The 24,286-nt window shown below is 35.0% G+C and carries 29 protein-coding genes; 20 read left to right on the plus strand and 9 right to left on the minus strand.

Going from position 1 to position 24,286, the window contains the following annotated elements:
• Window positions 1-209: transposase (locus AC1DS7_RS08400; protein ID WP_476998916.1), on the minus strand; the 209-nt coding region annotated here is incomplete at its 3' end.
• 223 nt (window positions 210-432) lie between these two features.
• Here AC1DS7_RS08400 and AC1DS7_RS08405 point away from each other — a divergent pair.
• The 13 genes from AC1DS7_RS08405 to AC1DS7_RS08465 all read left to right on the plus strand — a co-directional run bounded on the left by AC1DS7_RS08405 (window position 433) and on the right by AC1DS7_RS08465 (window position 13,059).
• Window positions 433-1,713 carry a Glu/Leu/Phe/Val family dehydrogenase gene (locus tag AC1DS7_RS08405; protein ID WP_476998953.1) on the plus strand — a complete coding sequence of 427 codons (1,281 nt, stop codon included), beginning with the start codon at window positions 433-435 and terminating at the stop codon, window positions 1,711-1,713.
• 18 nt (window positions 1,714-1,731) lie between these two features.
• Window positions 1,732-2,022, plus strand: coding sequence for an SAV0927 family protein (locus AC1DS7_RS08410; protein WP_000762559.1), 291 nt, complete (start codon window positions 1,732-1,734; stop codon window positions 2,020-2,022).
• Window positions 2,023-2,049: 27 nt separating this feature from the next.
• Window positions 2,050-2,298: a biotin/lipoyl attachment domain-containing protein gene (locus AC1DS7_RS08415; RefSeq protein WP_002011502.1), complete on the plus strand. Its 249-nt coding sequence runs from the start codon at window positions 2,050-2,052 to the stop codon at window positions 2,296-2,298.
• A 144-nt stretch (window positions 2,299-2,442) separates the two neighbouring features.
• Window positions 2,443-4,572, plus strand: coding sequence for a sigma 54-interacting transcriptional regulator (locus AC1DS7_RS08420; RefSeq protein ID WP_016119865.1), 2,130 nt, complete (start codon window positions 2,443-2,445; stop codon window positions 4,570-4,572).
• Between the two features lie 117 nt (window positions 4,573-4,689).
• Window positions 4,690-4,863 (plus strand): hypothetical protein, encoded by a 174-nt coding sequence (locus AC1DS7_RS08425; RefSeq protein ID WP_002011500.1) that lies wholly within the window; start codon window positions 4,690-4,692, stop codon window positions 4,861-4,863.
• 99 nt (window positions 4,864-4,962) lie between these two features.
• On the plus strand, window positions 4,963-6,456 hold the full coding sequence (locus tag AC1DS7_RS08430) for an aldehyde dehydrogenase family protein (RefSeq protein ID WP_149190280.1): 1,494 nt from the start codon (window positions 4,963-4,965) through the stop codon (window positions 6,454-6,456).
• Window positions 6,457-7,830 (plus strand): putrescine aminotransferase, encoded by a 1,374-nt coding sequence (locus AC1DS7_RS08435; protein ID WP_476998917.1) that lies wholly within the window; start codon window positions 6,457-6,459, stop codon window positions 7,828-7,830.
• 194 nt (window positions 7,831-8,024) lie between these two features.
• Entirely contained in the window at window positions 8,025-8,405 is a 381-nt protein-coding gene (locus AC1DS7_RS08440) for a GntR family transcriptional regulator (protein WP_012260596.1), read from the plus strand.
• Window positions 8,402-9,100: an ABC transporter ATP-binding protein gene (locus tag AC1DS7_RS08445; protein ID WP_002086785.1), complete on the plus strand. Its 699-nt coding sequence runs from the start codon at window positions 8,402-8,404 to the stop codon at window positions 9,098-9,100. The genes AC1DS7_RS08440 and AC1DS7_RS08445 overlap by 4 nt, the downstream gene beginning before the upstream one ends.
• The gene (locus AC1DS7_RS08450) at window positions 9,097-9,888 is read left to right on the plus strand and encodes a hypothetical protein (protein ID WP_012260597.1); all 792 of its coding nucleotides are present in this window, start codon (window positions 9,097-9,099) and stop codon (window positions 9,886-9,888) included. Before AC1DS7_RS08445 ends, AC1DS7_RS08450 begins: the two co-directional genes overlap by 4 nt.
• A gap of 14 nt (window positions 9,889-9,902) precedes the next feature.
• Entirely contained in the window at window positions 9,903-10,805 is a 903-nt protein-coding gene (locus AC1DS7_RS08455) for an ABC transporter ATP-binding protein (protein ID WP_012260598.1), read from the plus strand.
• Window positions 10,805-11,581: an ABC transporter permease gene (locus tag AC1DS7_RS08460; RefSeq protein ID WP_002064410.1), complete on the plus strand. Its 777-nt coding sequence runs from the start codon at window positions 10,805-10,807 to the stop codon at window positions 11,579-11,581. Before AC1DS7_RS08455 ends, AC1DS7_RS08460 begins: the two co-directional genes overlap by 1 nt.
• Window positions 11,582-12,045: 464 nt before the next feature.
• On the plus strand, window positions 12,046-13,059 hold the full coding sequence (locus AC1DS7_RS08465) for a CPBP family intramembrane glutamic endopeptidase (protein WP_061688819.1): 1,014 nt from the start codon (window positions 12,046-12,048) through the stop codon (window positions 13,057-13,059).
• Window positions 13,060-13,088: 29 nt separating this feature from the next.
• On the opposite strand, the gene AC1DS7_RS08470 is transcribed toward AC1DS7_RS08465, so the two are convergent.
• Together AC1DS7_RS08470 and AC1DS7_RS08475 are read right to left on the minus strand one after the other, a co-directional pair.
• Window positions 13,089-13,271: a DUF3913 family protein gene (locus tag AC1DS7_RS08470; RefSeq protein WP_000707108.1), complete on the minus strand. Its 183-nt coding sequence runs from the start codon at window positions 13,269-13,271 to the stop codon at window positions 13,089-13,091.
• Window positions 13,272-13,371: 100 nt separating this feature from the next.
• The gene (locus AC1DS7_RS08475) at window positions 13,372-13,824 is read right to left on the minus strand and encodes an Lrp/AsnC family transcriptional regulator (RefSeq protein ID WP_476998918.1); all 453 of its coding nucleotides are present in this window, start codon (window positions 13,822-13,824) and stop codon (window positions 13,372-13,374) included.
• 123 nt (window positions 13,825-13,947) lie between these two features.
• Here AC1DS7_RS08475 and AC1DS7_RS08480 point away from each other — a divergent pair, with 123 nt between their 5' ends.
• The 3 genes from AC1DS7_RS08480 (at window position 13,948) to AC1DS7_RS08490 (ending at window position 15,415) form a co-directional block, all read left to right on the plus strand.
• Window positions 13,948-14,361, plus strand: a complete 414-nt coding sequence (locus AC1DS7_RS08480; protein WP_170935223.1) for a carboxymuconolactone decarboxylase family protein — start codon at window positions 13,948-13,950, stop codon at window positions 14,359-14,361.
• Window positions 14,362-14,374: 13 nt separating this feature from the next.
• Window positions 14,375-14,929, plus strand: coding sequence for a cysteine hydrolase family protein (locus tag AC1DS7_RS08485; protein WP_476998919.1), 555 nt, complete (start codon window positions 14,375-14,377; stop codon window positions 14,927-14,929).
• An 87-nt stretch (window positions 14,930-15,016) separates the two neighbouring features.
• Complete coding sequence (locus tag AC1DS7_RS08490; RefSeq protein ID WP_002011614.1) at window positions 15,017-15,415, plus strand: SseB family protein; 399 nt, start codon at window positions 15,017-15,019, stop codon at window positions 15,413-15,415.
• A 27-nt stretch (window positions 15,416-15,442) separates the two neighbouring features.
• Here the strand turns inward: AC1DS7_RS08490 and AC1DS7_RS08495 are convergent, their stop codons facing one another.
• A complete protein-coding gene (locus AC1DS7_RS08495; protein ID WP_002011617.1) occupies window positions 15,443-16,363 on the minus strand; it encodes a S66 peptidase family protein in 921 nt (306 codons plus the stop codon).
• 73 nt (window positions 16,364-16,436) lie between these two features.
• Between AC1DS7_RS08495 and AC1DS7_RS08500 the strand changes: the two genes are divergently transcribed.
• Window positions 16,437-17,573 (plus strand): NAD(P)H-dependent flavin oxidoreductase, encoded by a 1,137-nt coding sequence (locus AC1DS7_RS08500; protein ID WP_012260603.1) that lies wholly within the window; start codon window positions 16,437-16,439, stop codon window positions 17,571-17,573.
• A gap of 17 nt (window positions 17,574-17,590) precedes the next feature.
• Here the strand turns inward: AC1DS7_RS08500 and dltD are convergent, their stop codons facing one another.
• The 5 genes from dltD to AC1DS7_RS08525 all read right to left on the minus strand — a co-directional run bounded on the left by dltD (window position 17,591) and on the right by AC1DS7_RS08525 (window position 21,907).
• Window positions 17,591-18,766 (minus strand): D-alanyl-lipoteichoic acid biosynthesis protein DltD, encoded by a 1,176-nt coding sequence (gene dltD / locus AC1DS7_RS08505; RefSeq protein WP_002126231.1) that lies wholly within the window; start codon window positions 18,764-18,766, stop codon window positions 17,591-17,593.
• Complete coding sequence (dltC, locus tag AC1DS7_RS08510; RefSeq protein ID WP_002011622.1) at window positions 18,763-19,002, minus strand: D-alanine--poly(phosphoribitol) ligase subunit DltC; 240 nt, start codon at window positions 19,000-19,002, stop codon at window positions 18,763-18,765. The genes dltD and dltC overlap by 4 nt, the downstream gene beginning before the upstream one ends.
• A gap of 68 nt (window positions 19,003-19,070) precedes the next feature.
• The gene (gene dltB, locus AC1DS7_RS08515; protein WP_215590974.1) at window positions 19,071-20,237 is read right to left on the minus strand and encodes a D-alanyl-lipoteichoic acid biosynthesis protein DltB; all 1,167 of its coding nucleotides are present in this window, start codon (window positions 20,235-20,237) and stop codon (window positions 19,071-19,073) included.
• Window positions 20,234-21,748, minus strand: coding sequence for a D-alanine--poly(phosphoribitol) ligase subunit DltA (dltA, locus tag AC1DS7_RS08520; RefSeq protein WP_215588859.1), 1,515 nt, complete (start codon window positions 21,746-21,748; stop codon window positions 20,234-20,236). The genes dltB and dltA overlap by 4 nt, the downstream gene beginning before the upstream one ends.
• Before the next feature lie 12 nt (window positions 21,749-21,760).
• Entirely contained in the window at window positions 21,761-21,907 is a 147-nt protein-coding gene (locus AC1DS7_RS08525; protein WP_002011626.1) for a teichoic acid D-Ala incorporation-associated protein DltX, read from the minus strand.
• 359 nt (window positions 21,908-22,266) lie between these two features.
• Between AC1DS7_RS08525 and AC1DS7_RS08530 the strand changes: the two genes are divergently transcribed.
• From AC1DS7_RS08530 to AC1DS7_RS08540, 3 genes are all read left to right on the plus strand, one after another.
• Complete coding sequence (locus AC1DS7_RS08530; RefSeq protein WP_002188904.1) at window positions 22,267-23,445, plus strand: amidohydrolase; 1,179 nt, start codon at window positions 22,267-22,269, stop codon at window positions 23,443-23,445.
• 223 nt (window positions 23,446-23,668) lie between these two features.
• Window positions 23,669-23,833 carry a hypothetical protein gene (locus AC1DS7_RS08535; protein WP_002011628.1) on the plus strand — a complete coding sequence of 55 codons (165 nt, stop codon included), beginning with the start codon at window positions 23,669-23,671 and terminating at the stop codon, window positions 23,831-23,833.
• Window positions 23,826-24,272 carry a flavodoxin gene (locus AC1DS7_RS08540; RefSeq protein WP_215588860.1) on the plus strand — a complete coding sequence of 149 codons (447 nt, stop codon included), beginning with the start codon at window positions 23,826-23,828 and terminating at the stop codon, window positions 24,270-24,272. Before AC1DS7_RS08535 ends, AC1DS7_RS08540 begins: the two co-directional genes overlap by 8 nt.
• Window positions 24,273-24,286: the final 14 nt, after the last annotated feature.

Below are 24,286 nucleotides of genomic sequence, written 5' to 3' on the forward strand. Positions count from 1 at the left end.
TGTTTCTTGGTTTCTTGATATTTCCTAACCCACTCTATTAATTGCGTTCTACTTTTAAGTCCATATTTCTTCGCTATAGCTGATTGACTACCCTCACCGTTTAAAAAACTTTCTACAGCTTGTATCTTTAATTCATTTGAATAAGTTTGAAATGTAGACCCTTTTTTAGCCATAATAAAATCCCCTCCAAGTAGAAGTGTAACATCCATGTTTGTTCATGGTCTTTTTACACTGTCTACCTTAAGGGGATAATATCACATCGGATAAGTTCCGATGTCTTTTTCTTTTTATATTTGATAATCATGCAGCATTGCATAAGTCACTCAAAGATTCATAAGTAAAGGGGATGACACGATATGATTAACGTAGTATTTTCACTTGGCACGATTATTGCTTTGTACAATTAGTAAAAGTATAAAGAGGGGTGTTATCGTGCCGATTCAATCAGAAAAACATACAAATACAGTTGAAGTTGAAAATCCTTTAGAGGAATTTCAAGCTATATTAAAAGAGGCGCTTCATTTTTTAAGTTATCCAGAAGAAGTATTCGAATTTCTGAAAAAACCAATGCGTTTTTTAGAAGTAAGCATTCCTGTTCGAATGGATGATGGAACAACAAAGGTATTTCAAGGGTATCGCGCTCAGCATAACGACGCAGCAGGGCCAACAAAAGGTGGTATTAGATTTCATCCAGATGTTACGGCAGAAGAAGTAAAAGCACTTGCTGGCTGGATGAGCTTGAAATGTGGAGTGACAGGACTGCCATATGGAGGCGCAAAGGGCGGGATTATTTGTAATCCACAGGAGTTGAGTTTTAGAGAACTAGAGTTACTGAGTCGTGGGTATGTAAGAGCAGTAAGTCAAATTGTGGGGCCGACGAAAGATATTCCAGCACCTGATATGTATACAAATGCGCAAATTATGGCTTGGATGCTAGATGAATATGACCATATCAGGGAGTTTGACTCTCCAGGATTTATAACCGGGAAGCCATTAATGCTAGGAGGATCACAAGGGCGGGAAACAGCAACGTCTAAAGGTGTATTGTATACACTTCAGTTAGTAAGTGAGTTAAAACAAATTCCGCTACAAAATATGCGAGTTATTATTCAAGGGTTTGGGAATGTTGGAGGTTATTTGGCAAAATATTTATATGATATTGGTGTGAAAGTAGTCGGGGTATCAGATGCTATAGGAGGAATTTATAATCCAGACGGTCTAGATGTTCCTTATTTACTAGAAAACAGAGATTCTTTCGGTGTAGTATCGAATCTCTTTAGTAAAACAATTTCTAATCAGGAGTTGTTAGAAAAAGAATGTGATGTACTCATTCCGGCGGCAATTGGAGGAGTCATTACAAAACATAATGCAGGAAAGCTTGGATGTAAGATTATCATTGAGGCTGCAAATGGACCAACAACAAAAGAGGCGATAACCATGTTAGAAGAAAAGGGAATTTTGGTTGTTCCAGATATTTTAGCAAACTCTGGTGGCGTGATTGTTTCATATTTTGAATGGTGTCAAAATAACCAAGGATATTACTGGACGGAGCAATATGTTGATCAATGTTTAAAGGAGAAAATTACATCTAGTTTTTCTAACGTACTTGATACTTCTAAACGCTATGGAGTAAATATGAAAATTGCTGCCTATATGGAAGGGGTTCGCAAGATTGTAGAAGCATCACGCCTAAGAGGTTGGTTGCATTTTTAACCTAAAGGGAGGGCTAAAATGAAACTGGATATTTTATTAGAAGAAGTGGAGAGACAACAAATCGGTTATTACTGTATTGTGTCGAATAGTCATCGTTACGATATAGCTGTTACGTATTCGCAACAGTTTCTTGGAAAAGCAATGGTTACCTCAATTCAAAATGGGAGAATGGTTTTATTAAGCCAAGAAGATATTGGAGAGGAACAATATTGGGCAACAAGGCTAGGCATTGAGGTAGAGGACATAGAAGAGTTTCAAAGCTTTTTCTATATGATTCTTCAGTCACAAAGGTTAGAAGAACAATATTAATAGAATAAAAGAAAGGGATGATTGATTATGTATTATGATATTATTACGAGTCCGTGTTATGGAATAATTGAAAAAGTGTCTATCGATAAGGATTCTCGAATTTATGAATGGGAGCCATTATTCGCTATTAAAGATATGAATGGTAAACTGGAAGTAATTAAGATGGGATGTAGTGGAGAAGTTCAATCTTTAGAAGTAGAAGCAGGAGATAAAGTAATTCCAGGTATGGTATTAGCTTATATTCAAGAAGATCTTTTCGTTAGTGGTAGTGATTAATGATAGAACTATGGGGAAGATGGAGGCACTCATCTTCCTTTTTTTATTAAATAAAGAAAGAAATGTTTTATTTTCAGATTAATTAAAAAAATCTGCATTTAATGATACAATACAAATTAAATAGTTCAAAGGAGGAATAGCAGAATGTTTTCCATCGCTCATACAAAAATTAGACCCATAGTTTCTCTACCTATCGATCAATCTGAAAAGGAATGGAATATAGATGTTAAAAATATAAAAGAATCGTTTCTATTTTTAAAAAGAGGAGAGAAATTATTTGCATACGTTCATGTGAAGGATCTGCTATCAAATAGTAAGGAATTAACTTCTAAGCTATTACTTTCAAATGCTGTTTCACTAGATACAATATGTCATCTTAGTAAAGATATTTCTTTAACAGCTCTTTTTCAAATTATTGGAGCGCCGATTGCCATAGTAAAAAATGAAGTGGATGAGCTAACAGGATATATAAGAAGAGAGGATGTTTTTGCAGAACTATTTAAACAAGAAAATCAGAGTGTTGATATATTGAAAATTATTTTAACGTCTATTCCAATGGGGATTTTTGTAGTAGATCGAGAAAAGAAAATTGTAAATTGTAATGAATCTGGTTTGAAGATGATTAAATCGACTCCTGAAAAAGTTATGAATGTACCAGCAGAACTGATTTTTAATGGAGAACATATTAATAACGTATTTACAAAGGGAAAAACGATCTTGAATCAATTACAAATCACAAATGAGATGGGTGTATTAGTTGACTATAGTCCGATTCCAAACTTTGATCAAAGTATTGAAGGAATGGTTATTATTGTGCAAGATTTGCCGATGGTCGAGGACATGGCGATGGAAATTGAATATATAAAGGATTTAAATAAAGATTTACATGCAATTTTGTCTAGCATTTATGATGAAATATTAGTTGTTAATCATAAAGGGGAATTAATTCGTTATAGTGAAACTGTTATCAATGATTTTTGGGGGAGTAATTTGAAGGACTTGTTAGGAAAAAATCTTTTAGACCTAGAAAAGAAAGGATTATTTAGTCCATCGGTTACGCGATTAGTGTTGGAAAAACAAAAAAAGGTATCAGTTGTACAAGAAACAAAAAGCGGAAGAAAAATATTAGCAGTTGGAAACCCTGTATTTAATGAAAACGGAGAGCTTCATCGTATTATTATTGCCTCCAGGGATATTACCGAAGCAACGAGATTGAAGACGGAATTACATGAAATAAAGAAGATATCAGAGCAATATAAGAAGGAGTTAGATGACTTTAAAAATAAAGATCGTTTTCTTAAGAAGCTTATTTACTGTAGTCCGAAAATGGAGCAAATTATTAACCAAGCTAAAAAAATAGCAGATTTTTCTTCCAATGTTCTTATTTCTGGAGAATCTGGCGTCGGAAAAGAAGTAATTGCTCAGGCAATTCATCAACTTGGAAACCGATCTTCAAAGCCATTTTTAAAATTAAATTGTGGTGCAATTCCAGAAACTTTGCTAGAAAGTGAACTATTTGGTTATACGAAAGGTGCTTTTACAGGAGCCGATAAAAATGGAAAAGAAGGATATTTTAAGCGAGCTGATCAAGGTATTTTATTTTTAGATGAAATTGGAGAAATGCCTTTACATTTGCAAGTAAAATTGCTTAGAGTCCTGCAGGAACAAGAAGTAATTCCTATTGGAAGTACAACACCTATGAAAATAAATGTACAAATTATTGCTGCTACAAATAAGAGCCTTGAAAAGATGGTCGAATCTGGAACATTCCGTGAAGATTTATTTTATCGCCTCAATGTAATTCCACTGCGAGTTCCTTCTTTACGAGAGCGAATGGAAGATGTTCCGGTACTTGCCTTTCATTTCTTACAACAGTTAAATGAAAAATATAATAAAAATTATCATTTAACTCCAGATGCACTTAATTTACTAGAGTTCTATTCATGGCCAGGAAATGTCCGTGAATTACAAAATATGATTGAACGTTTAGTAGTATCAGCAGACGATCCAGTAATTGAAGCGGAGTTTGTTAGTAAGTTTTTAACACCCGGTTATGACTTTAATAAATCAAAACCAGTTATTACAAGAGTATTACCATTACAAGAAGCACTACATTCTGTAGAAGAACAATTGATTTTGCTTGCAATGAAGCAGTATAAAACAACGACTAAGGCTGCAAAAGCTCTTGGAATCAGCCAATCTTCAGTGAGTCGTAAATATCAAAAGATTGTTAGTGAAAAAGAGATAGCGGCTGATATCATCTCATATTCCTAAAAAAGGAGAAGGTCACATAGACTTCTCCTTTTTGTGTGCGCTCAGCATGTACATATTCTCTGGGATTCAAGTCTCGAGTGGTGAAGGCGGTAGCGGAAATGATTAAAGTTTCACTTTATGCAAAATGGAATAGTGTATGCGGAAATGCATAAAATGTTTGTTGTTTTTAAGAAAATAGTCAGTTTATCCCGATATTTGTGGGCAGTAAAACTCCCACCTCAAAATTCAGGTGGAGCAAAGAAGTTAGGTGGAAGCCCTGCTGTCCGTAAACGCCCGATTGGTGAGGGCTAATTAAAGTTTCACTTTATGTATGATTCTTTTGAATTTTAAATATTGGCATGGAAATTGCTTATAAATATATAAACGATCGATAAAGGAGGATTCAATATAGTGCTAGATTTAAAAATGTATGTAAACGGTGAATGGAGAGACTCTAGTGATCAAGAAAAAAGAACGATTATTAACCCTGCGAATGGCAAGGGTATAGCATATGCACCTGAGGGAACGATTGAGGATGCAAAATACGCGATAGAAGTGGCAAGAACGGCTTTCGATAGCGGAATTTGGTCAGGAACATCCACTGCTGAAAGGGCATCATATTTATTTAAAATAGCAGATGAAATTGATAAAAATATGGAAGAATTAGTGTACCTTGAAACAATGGATAATGGAAAAACATACCGTGAGGCAGAAGGAGATATTGGAGATGCAGCGGCTTGTTTTCGCTATTATGCCGGATTGATTACAAAGCCAGATGGTCAAACATATCATGTAGCCGATCCGATGCAAGCGATGGTTGTAAGAGAGCCAGTCGGTGTTTGTGGATTAATTGTTCCATGGAATTATCCGCTATTGATGAGTGTATGGAAAATTGCACCTGCTTTAGCAGCTGGAAATACCATTGTGTTTAAACCTTCTGAAGTGACACCAATCACTGCAACAAAGCTATTCGAAATCCTTGAAAAAGTAGGGCTACCAAAAGGTGTTGCCAATATGGTAATGGGGGCCGGTCCAATAGTAGGAAATGAAATTGCAGCGAGTAATAAAGTGGACATGATTTCCTTTACAGGTGGAACAAAAACAGGTAAGCACATTATGAGAACAGCGGCTGATAATATGAAAAAGATTTCGTTAGAACTTGGAGGGAAATCTCCAAATATTATTTTTGCAGATGCAGATTTTGAGACCGCTATTGATTATGCTCTATTCGGTATTTATGCAGGTAGCGGACAAGTATGTTCAGCAGGATCAAGAATCCTTGTAGAAGAAAAGATTTATGATAAATTTGTTAATAGTTTTGTAGAGCGAGCGCAGCAAATTAACGTTGGACCTGGTGATAATCCAGAATCAGAAATGGGGCCACTTGTAAGTCAAGAACATATGGAAAAAGTATTACGCTATATTGAAATTGGGAAAGACGAAGGTGCAAACGTTGCTTGCGGAGGTAGACGAATAATGGAGGATGGAAAAGGTGATGGTTTCTTTATTGAACCAACAGTCTTTGTCAATGTAAAACCTGATATGCGCATTGTCCAGGAAGAAATCTTCGGTCCTGTTGTAGTAATTCAAAAGTTTAAAGACGAACAGGAAGCAATTGAGTTGGCAAATGGTACAGACTATGGTTTGGCTGGAGGAGTATTTACAGTTGATGGTGCAAAAGCAATGCGTGTGATTCGCAAACTTCGCGCAGGAATTACGTGGATTAATAGTTATCATCCAACATACAATGAGGCACCTTGGGGCGGATATAAGCAAAGTGGTATAGGTCGTAGTCTAGGAACGTTTGGTTTAGAAGAATTTCAAGAAATTAAGCAGATTAATATAAATCTAGAAGTAGAACCAATAGGTTGGTTTGCAAATAAAAAAAATGTAGGAGTGAATTAGATGGAAACGAACGTGAAAAATAAATTGAATGAGAAAGAATCAAATGTAAATGAGTATATTACGAAAGTACTACAGTTAATTGAAAAAGAAAAGGTTACTGAAGAAGAGGCAAACTGGATTCAAAAAGAAACAGTAGACGGATTTAGAGAGCATGTAAACCCTGGTTTTCTTGCTTATAGAAAAACAGTAACAAAAGATGGACAATTTGCAGCAGTAGAGTGGTCAGATGAAGGATCTTGTTTCATGGATATTAACGGTAAAAGATATATTGATTGTTTAGGTGGATTTGGAATTTATAATGTTGGTCACCGTAATCCGAAAGTGGTAAAAGCTGTGACAGATCAATTAAAACGTCAAGCATTGCACAGTCAGGATTTACTGGATCCACTTCGAGCAATGCTTGCAAAGATTTTAGCGGATATTACACCTGGTGATTTGAAATACGCCTTCTTCACAAATAGTGGAACAGAAAGCGTAGAGGCAGCATTAAAACTAGCAAAAATGTATAGTGAACGAACAACTTTCATTGCTACAACGCGTGCTTTCCATGGTAAGAGCCTTGGTGCTTTATCTGGGACGGCAAAAGGAATGTTCCGTAAGCCATTTTTACCATTAATTCCGGGTTTCCGTCATGTTCCGTTTGGCGATATTGATATGATGAGAAAAACATTTGAGACATGTGCATTAGTGGGAGAAGATGTTGCAGCAGTTATTTTAGAACCAATTCAAGGAGAGGGCGGTATTATTTTACCTCCAGAAAATTATTTGAAACAAGTACGAGAGCTTTGTGATGAGTTTGGATCACTCCTTATTTTTGATGAAGTACAAACTGGAATGGGACGGACAGGAAAAATGTTTGCTGCAGAATTATATGATGTCGTGCCGGATATTATTTGTCTTGCGAAGGCGTTTGGTGGAGGTGTAATGCCAGCGGGAGCTATTGTTGCGAAAGAAACAGTATTCAAAAGTTGGTTTGAAAATCCATTTATGCATACAACAACATTTGGAGGAAATCCACTTGCATGTGCTGCTGCAATTGCAACAATCCATGTATTATTGGAAGAGAAATTACCGGAACGAGCTATGGAAGTTGGGGAGTATTTCTTAAATGGATTGAAACAAGCAGCAGAAGGGCACGAAGATAAAATCTTTGAAATTCGTGGTCAAGGTTTAATGATTGGGATTGAATTCCATAAAGACGAGATTGGTTATGAAGTGTCAAAGGCGATGTTTGATCAAGGAATTCTTGTTGCGGGAACATTAATTAACTCAAAAACAATTCGTATTGAACCATCCCTTACAATTAGTTATGAAGAAGTAGATACAGTTATTAATACGTTTAAATCTGTGCTAGCTCAAGTAAAAGTAAAATAAATTTCGCATAAGGTTATATGTGAATTCAAACGATTGAAACTATAATTAGAATAGATTTACCTGTATTTTATTACAGGAAGGCAGTGTAACGAAAAGTTACACTGCCTTTTTATTACATTTTTTGTTGTTGAGTATTTACATATAATTTGTCTTAGTGTACTATTTAACTAACACACTAAGACAGGAGTGGAGAAATGAAAATCGAGTTTTCTCCAAATACACCAATTTACATTCAGGTAATGGAATACACAAAGAAAGAAATTGTAACGGGTCATTTATTGCCTGGCGATAAAATTCCCTCCGTACGTGAATTAGCGAGTGAATTACAAGTAAATCCAAATACGATTCAACGTACATTTCAAGAACTAGAACGGGATGGAGTTGTTGTAACGCGTAGAGGAATGGGGCGATATGTAACGAATGAAGGGGAGAAAATTATGGAGCTGCGAAAAGATATGGCGAAAGAATTACTTCATTCTTTCATAAATGGAATGGACAATTTAGGTTTTTCAGAAGAAGAAATTCTTTTAATTCTTAGTTCTTCATTAAATAAGAAAAGGGAGGAGAACGAATGACAGAGCTATTAAAAATAGAAAATCTATGGAAGCGATACGGATTGAAAGCAGTAATCCGGGAATTAAACATAGAGATTACAGAAGGGAAAATCGTTGGGCTTGTTGGAGATAACGGGAGCGGGAAAACGACGTTATTGAAAATGATTGCAGGCTTGCAGCACCCTTCTGAAGGTAGTATTACAATAGATGGTAAAAAGGTAGGATTAGAGACGAAAAAAATCGTTTCATTTATGTCCGATAAGCCAGTCTTTGATGATTGGATGACTGTAAAAGATGCTTTATTTTTCTATAGAGATTTTTATAAAGACTTCGATATTCAAAAAGCAGTAGATACGATTGTGGAATTCAAAATACCGTTAGAAGAAAAAATTAAAGCATTGTCAAAAGGGATGATTGAGAAGCTGCAAATCATTTTAACATTTTCTCGAAAAGCGAAGTTATACGTACTGGATGAACCGCTTGGCGGGATTGATCTCGTTTCTAGGGAGCATGTACTTGAGCTAATCCTTAAATTTTATCGTGAAGATTGTACGCTGCTTATATCAACTCATTTAATAAGAGAAATTGAAAATATATTTGATGAAGTAATCTTTTTGAAAGATGGAGAAATAATATTGCATGAAAATGTGGAAGAACTACGATTTCAAAAGGGGAAAGCAGTACATGAGCTGTTTAAGGAGGCCTATGAGAAATGAGTCAGCTTTTTCTTTATCTGTATAATTGTAATAAGAGAAAAATAGCCATTATTTACTTCGGATTTATTACAGTTTCATTAATTCTTTTATTTAATATGAAAGGAGTTTCAGGAGCTAGAATTTCAGGTAGGCAAGATATAATCATTATTATATTTTTTATCGTACTAGGTATAAATGGATTCGCAATTCTTCTAACAGGTATATCGTCTTTTCGAAAAATGCTAAAAAACTCTATGCTACGTTGTACTTCTATTTCAGCACAAAAATATATAGCTGCAAATGTTTTATTTTGTGTACTACTCTTTATGATTTTGCTAGGAATAGGAATCATTTTTCTATACTATTTTTCTTTAAATATTTATAATGGAAAAACAGATTTAGGTGTTCAGCAAGCAATCCACAGTTTATATGATTATGGAATATTACATCATATGTTATCTATTTTCTTATGGGGACTAGATTTTGTTAATATGCTAGTTTCTATTTATTTAATTATAGTAATTACGAAGCTATTCAATGTGAAATCATCGATGAGTAAGATTGTTTGCGTAATCTTATTCGTTGTTTTTATCGCATTTAATGGGGGAATAACATATATCTTTCAGCAAATAGAAAAGTATGTGTTTGCCATAAATAATATTGGATTTATAGATCAAAATGGCTTTTTAAATACATCATTTTATTCTGGTACAGATATTACAGTTTTAAATCTATGTTTTAACTGTTTATTAACAATTATATTATTAGTAGTTACAGGGCGCATCATCGACAAAAAACTAGAAGTTTAAAGGAGGAATCATCATTGGGAAATGTAGTAGTGAAATTAGAAAATGTCCGAAAAAAAATCGGTAGAACAGAAATTATTCGGGGCTTATCATTTGAGGTTCGAGAAGGAGAGGTATACGGATTCCTTGGACCGAACGGTAGCGGCAAGACAACGACAATTCGTATGATGACAGGTCTTATTTCTATGACAGAAGGCGATATTACAATTTGTGGTCATAGTATTCGCACAGAGCGTGAAAAGGCGCTAGAGCAAATTGGAGCGATTGTAGAAAATCCCGAGCTATATGATTATATGACTGGAATGCAAAATTTAAAGCATTTTGCGAACATGGCGATTACCCCAATTAGTAAAGAGCGCATCGCTGAAATTGTAAAGCTTGTTGAATTAGAGCATGCGATTCATAAAAAGGTGAAAACATACTCACTTGGTATGAAACAGCGTTTAGGAATTGCGCAGGCGTTACTTCATCAGCCGAAAATCTTAATTTTAGATGAACCGACAAATGGATTAGATCCAGCTGGTATTCGCCAAATTCGTGATTATTTACAACGATTAGCGAAAGAAGAAAATATTGCAGTCATTGTATCAAGTCATTTATTAAGTGAAATTGAATTAATGTGTGATCGCGTAGTTATTATAAAGCAAGGTGAGTTTGTACAAGAGTATAACTTACATGAACAAGCGAAGCATGATGAAACAGTTGTAGTTGCATTTGAAGTAGATCAAGTTCAAAAAGCGAACGAAATTATTAAAGGTAAAGTACAAGGAAAGGTAGCTGTGGCATCTGTAATGAAAGAAGAGATTCCGCAAATTGTAAAACAGTTAGTGAATGCTGATGTACTCGTATACGGTGTTACTGTTCAAAATAAAACGTTAGAGGATGAGTTCTTAGCGATTACAGGGGGAGTGAAAGCGTAATGTTTAAATTAATTCAAAATGAATTTTTAAAGTTACATGCGAAAAAAGGTATGTACATTTTAATAGGTGTAATTGCAGCATTGGAGATTTTGGGAGTTTTAGCGATGCTGAAATGGGGAGGAGGAAATGAGTTTAAAGGATCATATTTAGATTTTGTAAGTTCAGAGATTGGTTTAATTACCTTATTTGCAACAATTTTTGGAATTACGATTGCGTCTCGTACAATTACTGATGAGTTCCAAAAAGGTACAATTAAGCAGTTATTAATCCGTCCGAGAAAACGAATTACAGTTTTGTTCTCTAAATATATTACAGTGTTACTTACTATATTATTTATCATATTTGCTAGCACGTTAATCTCAATGATTATTGGCGGGATTGTAATGGATGGTAGTAAAACAGGAGTAACGTTAGGAATCGTAATGAAGTCCATTTTATATCAAGTACTTTCACCGTTCTTCTTTGCAACTCTTTCATTTTGCTTAGCTAATGTATTTAGAAATTCTGTATTACCATTAATTATTTCGTTGTTCTTATTCTTCTTACAAAGTGCAATTACAATGGTGCTTATGATGTTTGCTAAAGGTGTTGCAAAGTTTGTTGTATTCTCGCATTTAAATTTAAGTGTGTACGACAGCAATAAATTAGTAAGTGGCGGAGTAGAACCACCATTTACAGAATTTACGTTTACAACTTCATTATTACTTGTAGTTGCATACTTTGCTGTATTACTTGTAGCATCAAGTGTATTATTCCAAAAACGTGACGTATTATAGTAGAAAAATCCCCGTGTTAACGGGGATTTTTATTAACCAGCTTTTTTGATTTATGTAGCTTTTAAGTGTGGCAGATACATATTTACTTAGGAACATAATTGTAACTAAGTTGAAGAACATTGATATGGTATATCAAATAGGATCGTTATTATATAATTTAATACGTATATTATTCGGAATAAAGTGAGAAAAATAGGAAGATTTTCAACTATATTCATATTATAATTTAGTTATCCGGCCATTTGTGGAGAAGGGCTACCCATAAAATACTGATTAAAGTTTCACTTTATCCCGCATTAACGGGCAGTAAAACTCCCACCCAAAAATTCGGCTGGAGCAAAGAAGTTAGGTGGGAGATCAACTGCCCGTAAAAGCCCGATTGGTTCAACTAATAATCAGTGGGGGATGAACAAAACCCCCACTGATTAAAGTTTCACTTTATATCATCTCTGGAGGTGTTCCATATGCAACATGCATTTTCACGTATAAGGCTACGTAGTTTTTTTGGATGGATGATTATAGGGATGTTCCTGACGATGATTCCATTAAGGTTATCAGGTGCTTCTGACAATACGATAGAGTTGCTGTCACAAATATCAATATTTTTTGCATTTCCACTATTGTGGCTATATTTAAAAACAAGTAAAAATAATGTTGTTTTTAAAAGTTTTTTTGATAAGCCCGGACGTTTACATTGGGGGTTAATTGTATTAGCAACGATCATGGGAATGATTTTTGCAGTCGGTATATCCCAAATTCAATTTTATATTTTAGCACATACTTTACCTAATTTCTTAGTTACCATGTTAAAAGATGGAAATGTAATTAATACGAGTAACATATACATGACGATATTTACTTTCATTTCAGCATGTGTATTAGCCCCAATAATGGAAGAGGTTATTTTTAGAGGTTTTTTCTTGCAGCGAATGGCTTACAAATGGGGGATTAAACGAGCGGTTATTATATCCTCTCTTATTTTTGGACTAGGACATTTTGATGTTATCGGTGCTTTCATGTTCGGTGTTATTATGTGTCTTCTATACATAAAGACAAAAAATATATGGACGAATATTGCTGTGCATGCTCTAAATAATTTGATTGCAACGAGTATGCAATTTGTAGGTGGAGATGGAAGTGACGCAATCTCGATTACTGAATTACAAGCACAAAGTAATTTATGGATCGGCATTGGTCTTGTGATTATCGGTTTATTATGGTTCATTCCTTTTACTTGGAATCAATGGCGTACAGTAAAAGAAGTTGGTGTGCCACCGCTTCGTTTCATAAATGAAGAGAAAGTAGTGAATACATCAGAAGAAAATGAAATATATAGCCAAGTGATAGTAACAGATAGATTGATGGCTGTAGAACTACCTGATGACGCTGTAAATAAGCTTCGGTTAGAAGAAAATGATTATGTAACAGTTTCTGTAGAAGAAGATAAAATTGTTATAAAGAAAGCGCATAATAGATAATTAAAAAGTAGCTCCTAAAGAGCTACTTTTTAATTTGTAATAATCTCTACACGAAAATTATTACCGTTCTTTACATATTTAATATCTGTAACGATCCGAACGGTTTTTAGAAGTTCAACTTTTTCACCAATTCGAGGGATGGTCGGAACATTGTCCCAAATACCAAGCAAGTCATCTAATTGTGCCGTTTTTTCATAAAACCAGATTTTCAATGTAAAGCCCCTTTCTCGAACTTTATGTATTTTAATACATAATATATTATTTTTATTCTTATTGTAAGGGGTTTTTCAATAATTTATGAATAAAAATAAATTAATTTTCTGGGAAGATATGTTCAATGTCCGGAGTAAGAGCTACTTCTGATAATACGATATGAGAAACTGTCGTTGCATATGAAGAAACATCATTGATAAATTCTTCAAGTTCAACGAGTGAAGGAACAGAGATTTTTACAATGTAGCATAAGCTTCCTGTTACTCGGTAACAAAAACTTGCAGATGGATAAGACTGAATAAACTGTTGCATACGTGTTGTATCACCATTTTTTAAAGTGATTTCTAAAATACAATCTAAAACAAGTCCTGCTTTTTTATAATTGATATCGATTGTGTATTTTTGAATAATCCCTTCACCTTCAAGTTTACGTACACGTTCTGTAGTAGACGGAGCCGATAAGTTTACTCGTTTTGCTAATTCACGCATCGAAAGGCGGCTATCATTATATAATTCATTTAAAATTTTTCGATCAACACGGTCTAATTGCATTTGTAACTATACCTCCAGTAAAATGATAATTTTTGTAAAGAAAAATTTAAAATTAAGATTCATATGAAATGTAAAGTGAACTTTATTTATTTTACAATAAAAAAGAAGGAAATAGGAGGGGAAATGATGGAGAGAATTACATTATCAAATGTAGGAGATACAAAGTTTCAAAAATTATTAGGTCATAATCCAGATATATTAAATTCGTGGAGTACGTTAGAGAATACACTGTATAGTACGGGGGCCCTTTCCGTAGAGTTAAAGGAGCAAGTAAGAAGAACATTAGCGTTTGGGAATGAATGTCCGTACTGTATGGCAAAGGGAAAGCCGGATGATATACAAAAAATAGAAGAAATTAGCGTAGCCGTTACTTTTGCACATGCATTTGTTCATGACCAAAAGGCGATAGATGATAATATGTTTCATATATTAAAACAATATTGGACTGAAAAAGAAATTGTAGAGCTTTGTGCCTATATTTGTTTTATTACTGCTTCGCAGCAACTTGGTTTTCTGTTTCAATTACAGCCCAATTAATTAGGAGGATATTATGCTTAATCAAGCAGCACTTATAATCATTGATGTACAGGAAGCATTCAACTTACCATACTGGGGCGTGAGGAATAACCTTTTGGCGGAAGAAAATATGAAAAGTTTGTTAGAAGAATGGAGAAAAAGAAAACTACCAGTTTTTCATATTCAACATGTAAATAAAGAAAATGTTCAATCGATGTTTTATCAACATGCGGAAACGGTAAACTTTAAAGAAGAAGTGCAACCGATGCCAGATGAAATAATTATCCAGAAAGCCGTTAATAGCGCGTTCATTGGGACAAATTTGGAAGAACAATTAAGAGAACAAAAATGTAATACGGTAGTGATTGTAGGATTAACAACAAATCATTGTGTGGAGACTACAACACGGATGGCAGGTAATTTAGGGCTTACAACGTATTTAGTGAGCGATGCGACGGCTACATTCAATCGTAAAGGTCTGGACGGGACAGAGTATAGTGCAGAGGACATTCACAATATGACACTTGTAAACTTACATGATGAATTTGCCAAAATCGTTACGACTGAAGGTGTTTTAAAATTATTTTAAGAAAATAATTGTGGAATTATGTAGAAAAAAATAAGAATATTTCGTATAATCTAAGTATAATCATTTTGAAAATAGGGGTGTCATCATATGGAGCAAATTCCGGTAAAGAAAATAGAAGAAGTACTCGTTTTAGCAGGAGATGATAAACAAAAGCAAAAGGAATTTTATGAATTGCTCTTAACAACGGAGTTTTATGTTGCTGGTTCACTTGAAGCAGAAGACGGGGCAACGGAAGGAACACTTCGTTTGCGTCATTTCCAAGGAGAGGGTAGATGGATCGTTCCGTTCTTTACACAATTGAAATTTGTAAAAGATGTGTTGCCAGAAGGTACACCCCTTATTACGATACGTGGAAAAGAATTATTGGGTAGCATCGAGAAAGATGCGACAGCTGTATTAAATGTTGGAACAGATATGAGTAAAACATTTATTCCAGAAGAAATTGCAGAGATAGCATCAGGACGAATCTTTAATTATTATAAGTAAAAGGAAAAGCTTAGCAGCTTTTCCTTTTTAATTTGAACATGGAGTGGCTATACCAGAAGAAATAGAAACAGTTTTGTTAGTTGTATTTATTGTTGCTGTAGCTCCGAGGGGAATACCGATATTTGGACTTATATGTCCAATCGGTAAACCGAATAACACAGGTATATTATATGGCGTGAAATATTCATATAATATTGTTTGCAATGATTGAGATGGCTTAGAAGGGTTGCAGTCGTGACAACTTGTAAAAATAACGCCGCTGCATTCATTAAACTGTCCAGATAAAAGTAGTTGATTTAACATCCGGTCAATGCGGTACGGTTCTTCACCAATATCTTCAAGCAATAAAAGTTTATTTGACGTATTTATCTCATAGGGCGAGCCAATTATACTTGTTAACACAGTTAAATTTCCTCCAACTAATGTGCCTGTAACTGTACATGGAGAGGTAGGTACGATACATTCTGATGCATATAAGATAGATGAATACGGATGGAATAGTTGATTGAAAGAAGATAAAGAGAGAGAATCTATACCTTTTCCTAATTCTTCAATCATTGGACCATGAAAAGTAACCAGCTCCGCATAACGTGAAAAGGCAGTATGTAAAGCGGTAATATCGCTATATCCCCAAAAAATCTTTGGATTCCGTTGAATGATTTCATATTGAATGTAAGGGAGGAGACGAGCGCTGCCGTAACCACCTCGTGCACAAAAGACTGCTTTGACCTCAGTATTTGTAAATGCTTCATGTATATCATCAAGACGAACTTGATCACTTCCAGCTAAATATCCATATTTTTCATAAACACTCTTTCCAATTATTACGGATAATCCCATCTCTTGTAATACGTTCACACCTTTTAATATATTCTCAAGTGTTGGTGGGCCAGACGGTGCAATAACCATTACTGTATCACCTTTTTGCAAAGCATTTGGATAAATCATTGTTCTCAGCCTCCTTCTCTTTCAATATATTCGCTTGAGCGAAAGTTCAATCCTTGTAAAAGAAGGGGAAAGCATGTCATATAAAGAAGGTATAGGGAAAGTAGGAGGGAAAATGATGTTTACAAGTCGAGTAATAGATATATTACAAATTAAGTATCCGATCATTCAAGCAGGTATGGCAGGAGCGATTACAACGTCAAAACTTGTTGCAGCTGTGAGTAATAGCGGAGGATTAGGTACGCTTGGAGCAGGGTATATGAGCCCAGAACAAATCCGTGAAGCGATTTATAAAATAAGGGAACTAACAAATAAGCCTTTCGGTGTTAATTTACTTTTAACGAAAGAGATACAGATAGAAGAAGAGAAGGTAAACGAGGCGAAAGTATTACTTAGTGGAGTGAATAGAGAATTAGGTATAGAGGAAGAAAAGACTTTAAAACTTCCAAAAAGCTATAAAGAACAATTACAAGTATTATTAGAGGAAAAGGTACCAGTCGTTAGTTTTGCATTTCAAACGTTAGAAAAAGAAGAAATAGATGATTTGAAAAAGGAAGGGATAAAAGTTATCGGAACAGCTACCCATGTAGCGGAAGCGAAAGCACTTGCTAAGTTAGGGGTAGATATTATTGTCGGGCAAGGTAGCGAGGCAGGAGGGCATAGAGGAACGTTTATTGGGAAAGAACAAGATGCGATGATTGGTACATTTGCATTAATCCCGCAATTAGTAGCGGAAGTACCTCATATCCCGATTGTTGCAGCAGGTGGTGTAATGAATGGGCAAGGGCTTGTTGCGGCATTTGCGTTAGGGGCAGAGGCTGTTCAAATGGGATCAGCCTTTTTAACGAGTGAAGAAAGTATTACGCATGACGTGTATAAAGAGGCGATTTTACATAGTACAGATACGAGTACAACGGTAACCCGTGCGTTTTCCGGGAAATATGCACGGGGTATTCGTAATGAATTTATAGAGAAACATGAAGGAAGAGAAGAGAATTTACCGATGTATCCAGTGCAAAACGTATTAACTTCAAAAATACGTCAAGAAGCAGCGAAGCAAAATAAGGAAGAGTATATGTCGCTTTGGGCGGGACAAGCATCATCATTAGCGCGAACGGAATCAGCTCAGCACGTAGTGAAACGTGTCATGAAAGAAGCAGAGAACGTAATTGAACAATTACAAGATGTATATAAAAAAAGACCACTTGAATAATTCAAGCGGTCTTTTCGTTAGTTTGCTTTATAAAATTGTTGGATAGCTTCGTCGATGTAAACCCAGCCTTTCCAACCTAAGTGCATATGATCTTTTAAGAAGTACTTATCATATTCATGATTTGAGAAATCAGCAATTGGATAGCCAGCTTGCTTAATTTGCTCATGAACTTTATTGTAGTATAATTCGCGTTTTTCTTTCGGGAAGCCAGCGTAATCATACCAAGGACCTTTTACAGGAACAGAAATGAAGAGCGGTTTTGCGCCAGATTGTTTTAATAAATCAAGTACAATTTGTAAATCTTCATATTCTGGTGATTGGTCATAAGCATCATTTTTTAAGTAACCTTCACGTTGTTTTAATTTCTTCTTAATTTTGCTATTGAAGTAATCATCTTCGATACCATATTCGTTGGAGCTTGATTCTACTGCACCTGTTTGATCAGCATGCTTACGAGCTTCTTCCCAGTTCATTTGTTTCAATGATGGATCAAGCTGTTCTTTATGCGGCTTAATATTAAACATAACTGTAAATAAATCTTTACGATCTAGAATGTTACGATAAATATAAGCGAAAGGTTTAGCAGCAAGTGCTTTTACTTTATACTTTGTATCATCGTAGGCGATACCTTCAAGCGAAATTTTTAATAAAGTTTCTTTTTTAACAATCTCAAAGTTTAATAAGCGTTTTGCAATTTGTTTTTTCATTTCAGGTTTTAAATCATCGTTGAAAATGAAGTGGTAACCTTGTTGTTTTGAAAAGTTAGGTGCAAAGTGTGTCTCATCAATACCTTGTGGTACAAACCATTGCGGAGAAAGAACGAATATCATTTTCTTATCTTTCAATTGATCCATTGTAGATGTGAAGTTTAATACATGTACAAGGTCTTGTGTTCCACCGCGCCCAAGTAGGAATGGTGTGAATCCTTCAGGCTTTACTTTGAAATAATTCGATGGATGGAAAGCATCCATACGTGCGAATTCCGATGAACCGTACATCGGAAGATATTTCGGGTCTGCTAACATCTTTTGCTGTAAAATCATACTTTGAATCTTTTCTTCTTTTAAAGAAGTCGCAGCTTGTTCTACTTTCTCATCACTTAAAAGTGGGAGTAGGAAGCGCGTAGGAATAAGTAAGAATACAGCAAAAAGGGCCAATGCTAAAAGCATCGGACCAAATTTCACTTTGTTCATCGGATTTCTTCTAACTTTTTAATAACCATATTTGGTGTAGCCCACTCATCGCGGTCAAAATCAGAAATAGAAACTTCAATCTCTAAACGCTCTTGGAATTCTACTAATAAAGATACTACAGCGAAAGAATCAAGAATACCTTCTTCAAATAATTGAACATCTAAGTTTTCTTTCACAATATCGTTTTCACATACTTCTTCTAAAATATCTAATACTTGCTCTTTGAATTCTGCCATTTTTAAAATCTCCTTTATATCCGAAATATATTATATGTGCAACTTCTTAATAGTATAAGAAGGGTGCATTAAAAGTATCTGTTAAGGTGTCCAGAGAAGATCAGGAAACCGAAACATACAACGTGGAACGTAATTACAATCGCAAGGACGTGTGTAAATTTATTGTTTGGCCAAAACTTATGCTTCTTGTTTTTTCGTTCGAAAATATCGAATAAAATAAACAGTGCGGCATGATATAGACCATAAATAACATATTGCGCAACAGCGCTTCCTTGGATGTGCCAAATTCCCATAATGAAAAAGTTTAAAAATGCACCGATATACGAAATTGTGTAACGGTTCTTAATTAACTTTTTCTTCGTTGCAAAAAAGACGAAACGCATGTAAATAAAATCACGGAACCAGAATGATAAACTCATATGCCAGCGGTTCCAGAAGTCTTTAATGTTACGACTAATGAATGGCTTATTAAAGTTTTCTGGAGTTTTAATTCCCATCATGTAACTGATACCAATTACGAATGCACTATAACCTGCAAAGTCAAAGAATAACTGCATGCTAGTAGCGTACATAAAAATCACATTAGATAAAAGTGTATCTTGATTGGCGAATACTGCCTTTACAAGATATGTTGTTATCAAGTGCGCGATTATAAATTTATACAGAAAACCTTGGAAAATACGGTTAATCCCTGTATATAGTAACTTTTGATATTCCTCAGCACTAGGCGGCTTTTGAATATCTTTTTGGAATCTACGGTAACGATCGATAGGTCCACTTGAAATCGCAGGGAAGAATAAAACGAATTCCCAGAAATTAAAGAAGGAAAGTTCTTTAATTAAATTATCACGAACTTCAAAGACCATCTGTACAGCTCTAAATGTTACGTAAGACATACCTGCGAAAACAATAAAATGCAATTCAGGTACAAACGGTGCGATTTTTGCCAAAATAAGCGGTAAAATCGATAAAATAACAGCTATACAAAACGTGAATGTACTATTATTTTGTTTTCTTAAAATTAAATAGCCTTTAATAAGGGCATATTGCCAAATAATAAATGCGGCTAACATGATTGCTTGCTTCGGTTTATCAGAGAAGATAATAACGAGCATTACTAATGTTAAAACGGCATTATATTTACGCAACATTTTACCTTTTAATCCAGCTATGATAGTAGGTATTAATAAAATGCCTACTATAGCGAAAAAATAAAATGATCCATATGCGGTCATGCTGTAACCTCACTCAATAATTTTTTGCGATCTACCTTTCCATTTGGTGTCATTGGAATAGAAGAGTGATACATGAATTTACGTGGAATCATGTAATTTGGTAATCGCTCATTGAGTTCTTTTTTGATTGCAGATGTTAATTTGAATTCTTTTTCAAACGAATGCTCTCCAGGAACAACAACCGCTAATAAGTAATCATATTTTTCACCTTTTTTAATTGGAACAACAACTGCACCTTCTACGTAAGAACACGCGCGAAGATGATGTTCGATTTCTTCTAATTCCATTCGATAACCATGAAGCTTAATTTGGAAATCAAGACGACCATTATAGAATAGAAGACCATTTTCTACATAGCCAGCATCACCTGTTTTATAGGCACGCTCACCATCAATCATGGTAAATACTTTTTCTGTTAATTCAGGGCTTCCTAAATAGCCAACGCTTACGCTTGGACCGACAATTACGATTTCACCTTTTTCACCTTCAGGTGCAATTGTACCATCTTCTTTCATAATAAGAAGGCGACAGTCTGATTTACAGTAGCCAACTGGAAGTGATTTGTATTGATCAAGCACTTCTTCTGTAACGTGAATGCCTGTTACAGCAACAGTAGCTTCTGTTGGACCGTACGTATTCATAATTGCTGCTTTCGGGAAACGCTCAATTAATTTTCTAGCTACTTCATTTGGTAACACTTCACCGCAGAATAAGAATGTTTTCATGTTTGGTAGCATACTTTCAGAGAAAGAGGCTTCCATTAAACACATTTCTGCGAAAGATGGTGTCGAAGTCCATACTTGTATATCCGATTGCTCTAAAGAAGCAAACAAGTCTTTTGGACGTGCAATCATATCTTTATCGATTGCCCAAAGTGTACCACCTGTTACTAATGATGGGTAAATATCCATTACAGATAAATCGAATGAGAAAGGTGCTTGGTTTAAGAATACTTGCCCTGTTTGTAAGTTGAAATCTTCTACAGCCCATTTTGTAAAGCTAACAAGACAGTTATAAGTAATCTGAACCCCTTTCGGATTACCTGTACTTCCTGATGTGTAAATAATGTAGAAGTTCTCATCACCTTTTACCGCATGTTCAGGATTTGGAGTATTCCCTTTATGAGTAAAGAAAATATCTTTTAAGTTATCTTCACTTGTAATGCGAACTGGTAAGTCCGTTACCGTTACTTCTGCCCCTGATAACAGTAATTTCGCACCAGAACTTTCAGCAATACGTTGTACACGATCAGCTGGAATAGATAAATCTACAGGAATGTAAGCATGTCCAGCTTTTACACAACCTAAAAAGTTAATAATCATTTCAGGTTGCATATGGCCATAAACCATAATTGGTGAACGATCATCTGGATACTCAGAAGAAATCCAATGTGCTAACGCATCAGAATCTTCCTTTAATTGTTTGTACGTAATTTTCGCATCTCGCCAAACAAAAGCGGTTTGATCAGGCGTTTCTACAGCCCACTTTTCAATTTGTTCTAATAACTTCATAACGTTCCCACCCTAGAATTCATTGTAAATAAATGTACTTGTGTTTGTATCATGGAATCCATACAACCAAAGTAATGCAAATAAAATTGCAAGGTAATAAACCGTCTTTGCAACCCATTGTGTGAGTGGTTGAGACCATATCTCTTTTAATCTTTCCATGTCTTTCCCTCGCTTAATGAAATAATAGCTCTTTGTAGGTATCATGTCCTACATTATTGTGAAAAAAACAAAATCCCACATTTTAGGTAAAAATAAGTCAAAAGGCTCTTTTCTGATATTAGCACTAAATACTAAAAAAGAAAATCCCTAACTTAGCAATTATATTACATTCAGCATGAATTTGTAATGGGTTTGACATGTAAATAGGAAGTGGATTGTGTGAATGTATAAAAGTGGATTGTGAGAAGGCGGGAAAATATAATATTTGTTTTGTTATTCCTGAATTGGAGTGGGTTAATAATCACTGGGTACTTAGTACATTTTCAAGGTATAGAGCCTTTTAAAAGGAGGTAATTATTATGAAAAGAGAGTGGAGGAGTTTTATTTCAGAGGAAAATATCATTAAATGGAGACGGCATTTCCATAAGTATCCGGAATTATCGTTTCATGAAAAAGAAACTTCGCAATTTATATATGAAACATTATGCTCATTTTCTTCTTTTGAAGTAACGAGACCAACGCAGTACAGTGTGCTAGCAATTAAAAGAGGAAGGCAACAAGGGAAAGTAGTTGCGATTCGAGCTGATATAGATGCTTTACCAATCCAAGAGGAAACAAGGAAACCTTATACGTCTGTGCATAAAGGAATAATGCATGCATGCGGGCATGATGCTCACGCAGCTATTTTATTAAGTGCAGCAGAGACGATAGCAAATATGAAGGAAGATTTTGCAGGCGAAATCCGTCTGTTCTTTCAGCACGCAGAGGAAGTGTATCCCGGTGGTGGACAAGAAATGGTGGAGGCCGGTGTTATGGACGGCGTCGATTATGTAGTAGGTTTGCACGTTATGTCTGGATTAGAAAGTGGAAAGATAGGAATTGTATATGGCCCTATGATGGCAGCACCAGACGTATTTACAATTGAAATTTTAGGAAAGGGTGGTCACGCGGCACGACCAGAAGAAACGATAGATCCTATTGCTATCGGAGCACAAATTATTACAAATTTACAACATATCGTATCAAGAAATACAAGTGCTTTTATGCATAGAGTAGTGTCAGTTACACAATTTCATGGGGGGATGGCCGATAATATCATTCCTAGTGCAGCAGCTTTAATGGGAACTGTTCGATCTTTTAATCAAACATTAAGAGAGGAAGCAAAAGAGAAAATTGAGCAAATTGTAAAAGGAATTACAGAAGCACATGGGGGAGATTATACATATACGTATCGTTACGGATATGATCCAGTTGTTAATAATGAGTACATTACGAAAATAGTAGAAAAAAGTGCGATAAAATTGTTCGGAAATCAGCGTATTGTGCATCTTGAACCTTCTATGGGAGGAGAAGATTTTTCAGCGTATTTAAGAAAAGCACCTGGTTGTTTCATTAAATTAGGAACAGGGAATAAAAATATTGATACTTGTTATCCACATCATCATCCGAAATTTGATGTGGATGAATCGGCTTTAATTAATGGAGTGGAACTATTTTTAGAGACAACTATAAGACTACTAGAAACTGATAAAGCATAAAAAAAGGCAACTGCACTCTATTGCAGTTGCTTTTATTTCTTCCGTCAGAGAGGGCTGAGAAAGAACTATGCTCATTTATAGTATATGAATAGCTAACGGACAAGCTTGTACATTTTAACTATTTTTTTAAAAATAGTTATTGACTTTGATAATCAATTTCAATTAATCTAATGGTATAATTGAAATTGATAATTATTATCAATGAAACAGATGAGGAACCTTAATGAGAAAAACATTTCACCTTTTACGAAGGGGATTAAAAAATAAAGATGTTGATAAGCATATTGAATGGCAACGAAATGTAATTCGTTCTGAATATGTAGATGAGAAGAGTACACTTCAAACAGAAAAAGAGATACAAGGTAAAAGGAGAGGTTCAGTTGAGTAAGTTAGTAATGATTTTTGCAAGTATGAGTGGAAATACAGAGGAAATGGCTGACCATATTGCGGGTGCGATTCGTGAAACAGAAAATGAGATTGAAGTAATTGATATTATGGATACACCAGAAGCTTCTATATTAGAGCAATATGACGGGATTATTTTAGGTGCTTATACTTGGGGAGATGGTGATCTTCCTGATGATTTTTTAGATTTTTATGATGCAATGGGTTCTATTAACTTAACTGGTAAAAAAGCAGCTGCATTCGGTTCTTGTGATTCGGCTTATCCGAAATACGGGGTAGCGGTTGATATTTTAATAGAAAAGCTGCAGGAGCGCGGGGCAGCAGTTGTGTTAGAAGGATTGAAAGTAGAATTAACGCCAGAAGATGAAGATGTAGAAAAATGTTTACAGTTTGGAGCTGAATTCGTAAAACACCTTTCTTAATGGCAGAAGGGAGA

The sequence above is a fragment of the Bacillus sp. P4_E1 genome, from assembly GCF_056401715.1.

What these genes read in the sequence shown, in the direction of transcription:
- AC1DS7_RS08475 (WP_476998918.1), bottom strand. Translation starts at nt 13,824, where the DNA reads ATGCAATTAGACCGTGTTGATCGAAAAATTTTAAATGAATTATATAAT.
- AC1DS7_RS08450 (WP_012260597.1), top strand. Translation starts at nt 9,097, where the DNA reads ATGAGTCAGCTTTTTCTTTATCTGTATAATTGTAATAAGAGAAAAATA.
- dltD (WP_002126231.1), bottom strand. Translation starts at nt 18,766, where the DNA reads ATGAACAAAGTGAAATTTGGTCCGATGCTTTTAGCATTGGCCCTTTTT.
- AC1DS7_RS08415 (WP_002011502.1), top strand. Translation starts at nt 2,050, where the DNA reads ATGTATTATGATATTATTACGAGTCCGTGTTATGGAATAATTGAAAAA.
- AC1DS7_RS08485 (WP_476998919.1), top strand. Translation starts at nt 14,375, where the DNA reads ATGCTTAATCAAGCAGCACTTATAATCATTGATGTACAGGAAGCATTC.
- dltA (WP_215588859.1), bottom strand. Translation starts at nt 21,748, where the DNA reads ATGAAGTTATTAGAACAAATTGAAAAGTGGGCTGTAGAAACGCCTGAT.
- AC1DS7_RS08460 (WP_002064410.1), top strand. Translation starts at nt 10,805, where the DNA reads ATGTTTAAATTAATTCAAAATGAATTTTTAAAGTTACATGCGAAAAAA.
- AC1DS7_RS08410 (WP_000762559.1), top strand. Translation starts at nt 1,732, where the DNA reads ATGAAACTGGATATTTTATTAGAAGAAGTGGAGAGACAACAAATCGGT.
- dltC (WP_002011622.1), bottom strand. Translation starts at nt 19,002, where the DNA reads ATGGCAGAATTCAAAGAGCAAGTATTAGATATTTTAGAAGAAGTATGT.
- AC1DS7_RS08490 (WP_002011614.1), top strand. Translation starts at nt 15,017, where the DNA reads ATGGAGCAAATTCCGGTAAAGAAAATAGAAGAAGTACTCGTTTTAGCA.
- AC1DS7_RS08535 (WP_002011628.1), top strand. Translation starts at nt 23,669, where the DNA reads ATGAGAAAAACATTTCACCTTTTACGAAGGGGATTAAAAAATAAAGAT.
- AC1DS7_RS08525 (WP_002011626.1), bottom strand. Translation starts at nt 21,907, where the DNA reads ATGGAAAGATTAAAAGAGATATGGTCTCAACCACTCACACAATGGGTT.
- AC1DS7_RS08465 (WP_061688819.1), top strand. Translation starts at nt 12,046, where the DNA reads ATGCAACATGCATTTTCACGTATAAGGCTACGTAGTTTTTTTGGATGG.
- AC1DS7_RS08445 (WP_002086785.1), top strand. Translation starts at nt 8,402, where the DNA reads ATGACAGAGCTATTAAAAATAGAAAATCTATGGAAGCGATACGGATTG.
- dltB (WP_215590974.1), bottom strand. Translation starts at nt 20,237, where the DNA reads ATGACCGCATATGGATCATTTTATTTTTTCGCTATAGTAGGCATTTTA.
- AC1DS7_RS08495 (WP_002011617.1), bottom strand. Translation starts at nt 16,363, where the DNA reads ATGATTTATCCAAATGCTTTGCAAAAAGGTGATACAGTAATGGTTATT.
- AC1DS7_RS08425 (WP_002011500.1), top strand. Translation starts at nt 4,690, where the DNA reads ATGCAAAATGGAATAGTGTATGCGGAAATGCATAAAATGTTTGTTGTT.
- AC1DS7_RS08480 (WP_170935223.1), top strand. Translation starts at nt 13,948, where the DNA reads ATGATGGAGAGAATTACATTATCAAATGTAGGAGATACAAAGTTTCAA.
- AC1DS7_RS08435 (WP_476998917.1), top strand. Translation starts at nt 6,457, where the DNA reads ATGGAAACGAACGTGAAAAATAAATTGAATGAGAAAGAATCAAATGTA.
- AC1DS7_RS08500 (WP_012260603.1), top strand. Translation starts at nt 16,437, where the DNA reads ATGTCATATAAAGAAGGTATAGGGAAAGTAGGAGGGAAAATGATGTTT.
- AC1DS7_RS08440 (WP_012260596.1), top strand. Translation starts at nt 8,025, where the DNA reads ATGAAAATCGAGTTTTCTCCAAATACACCAATTTACATTCAGGTAATG.
- AC1DS7_RS08420 (WP_016119865.1), top strand. Translation starts at nt 2,443, where the DNA reads ATGTTTTCCATCGCTCATACAAAAATTAGACCCATAGTTTCTCTACCT.
- AC1DS7_RS08530 (WP_002188904.1), top strand. Translation starts at nt 22,267, where the DNA reads ATGAAAAGAGAGTGGAGGAGTTTTATTTCAGAGGAAAATATCATTAAA.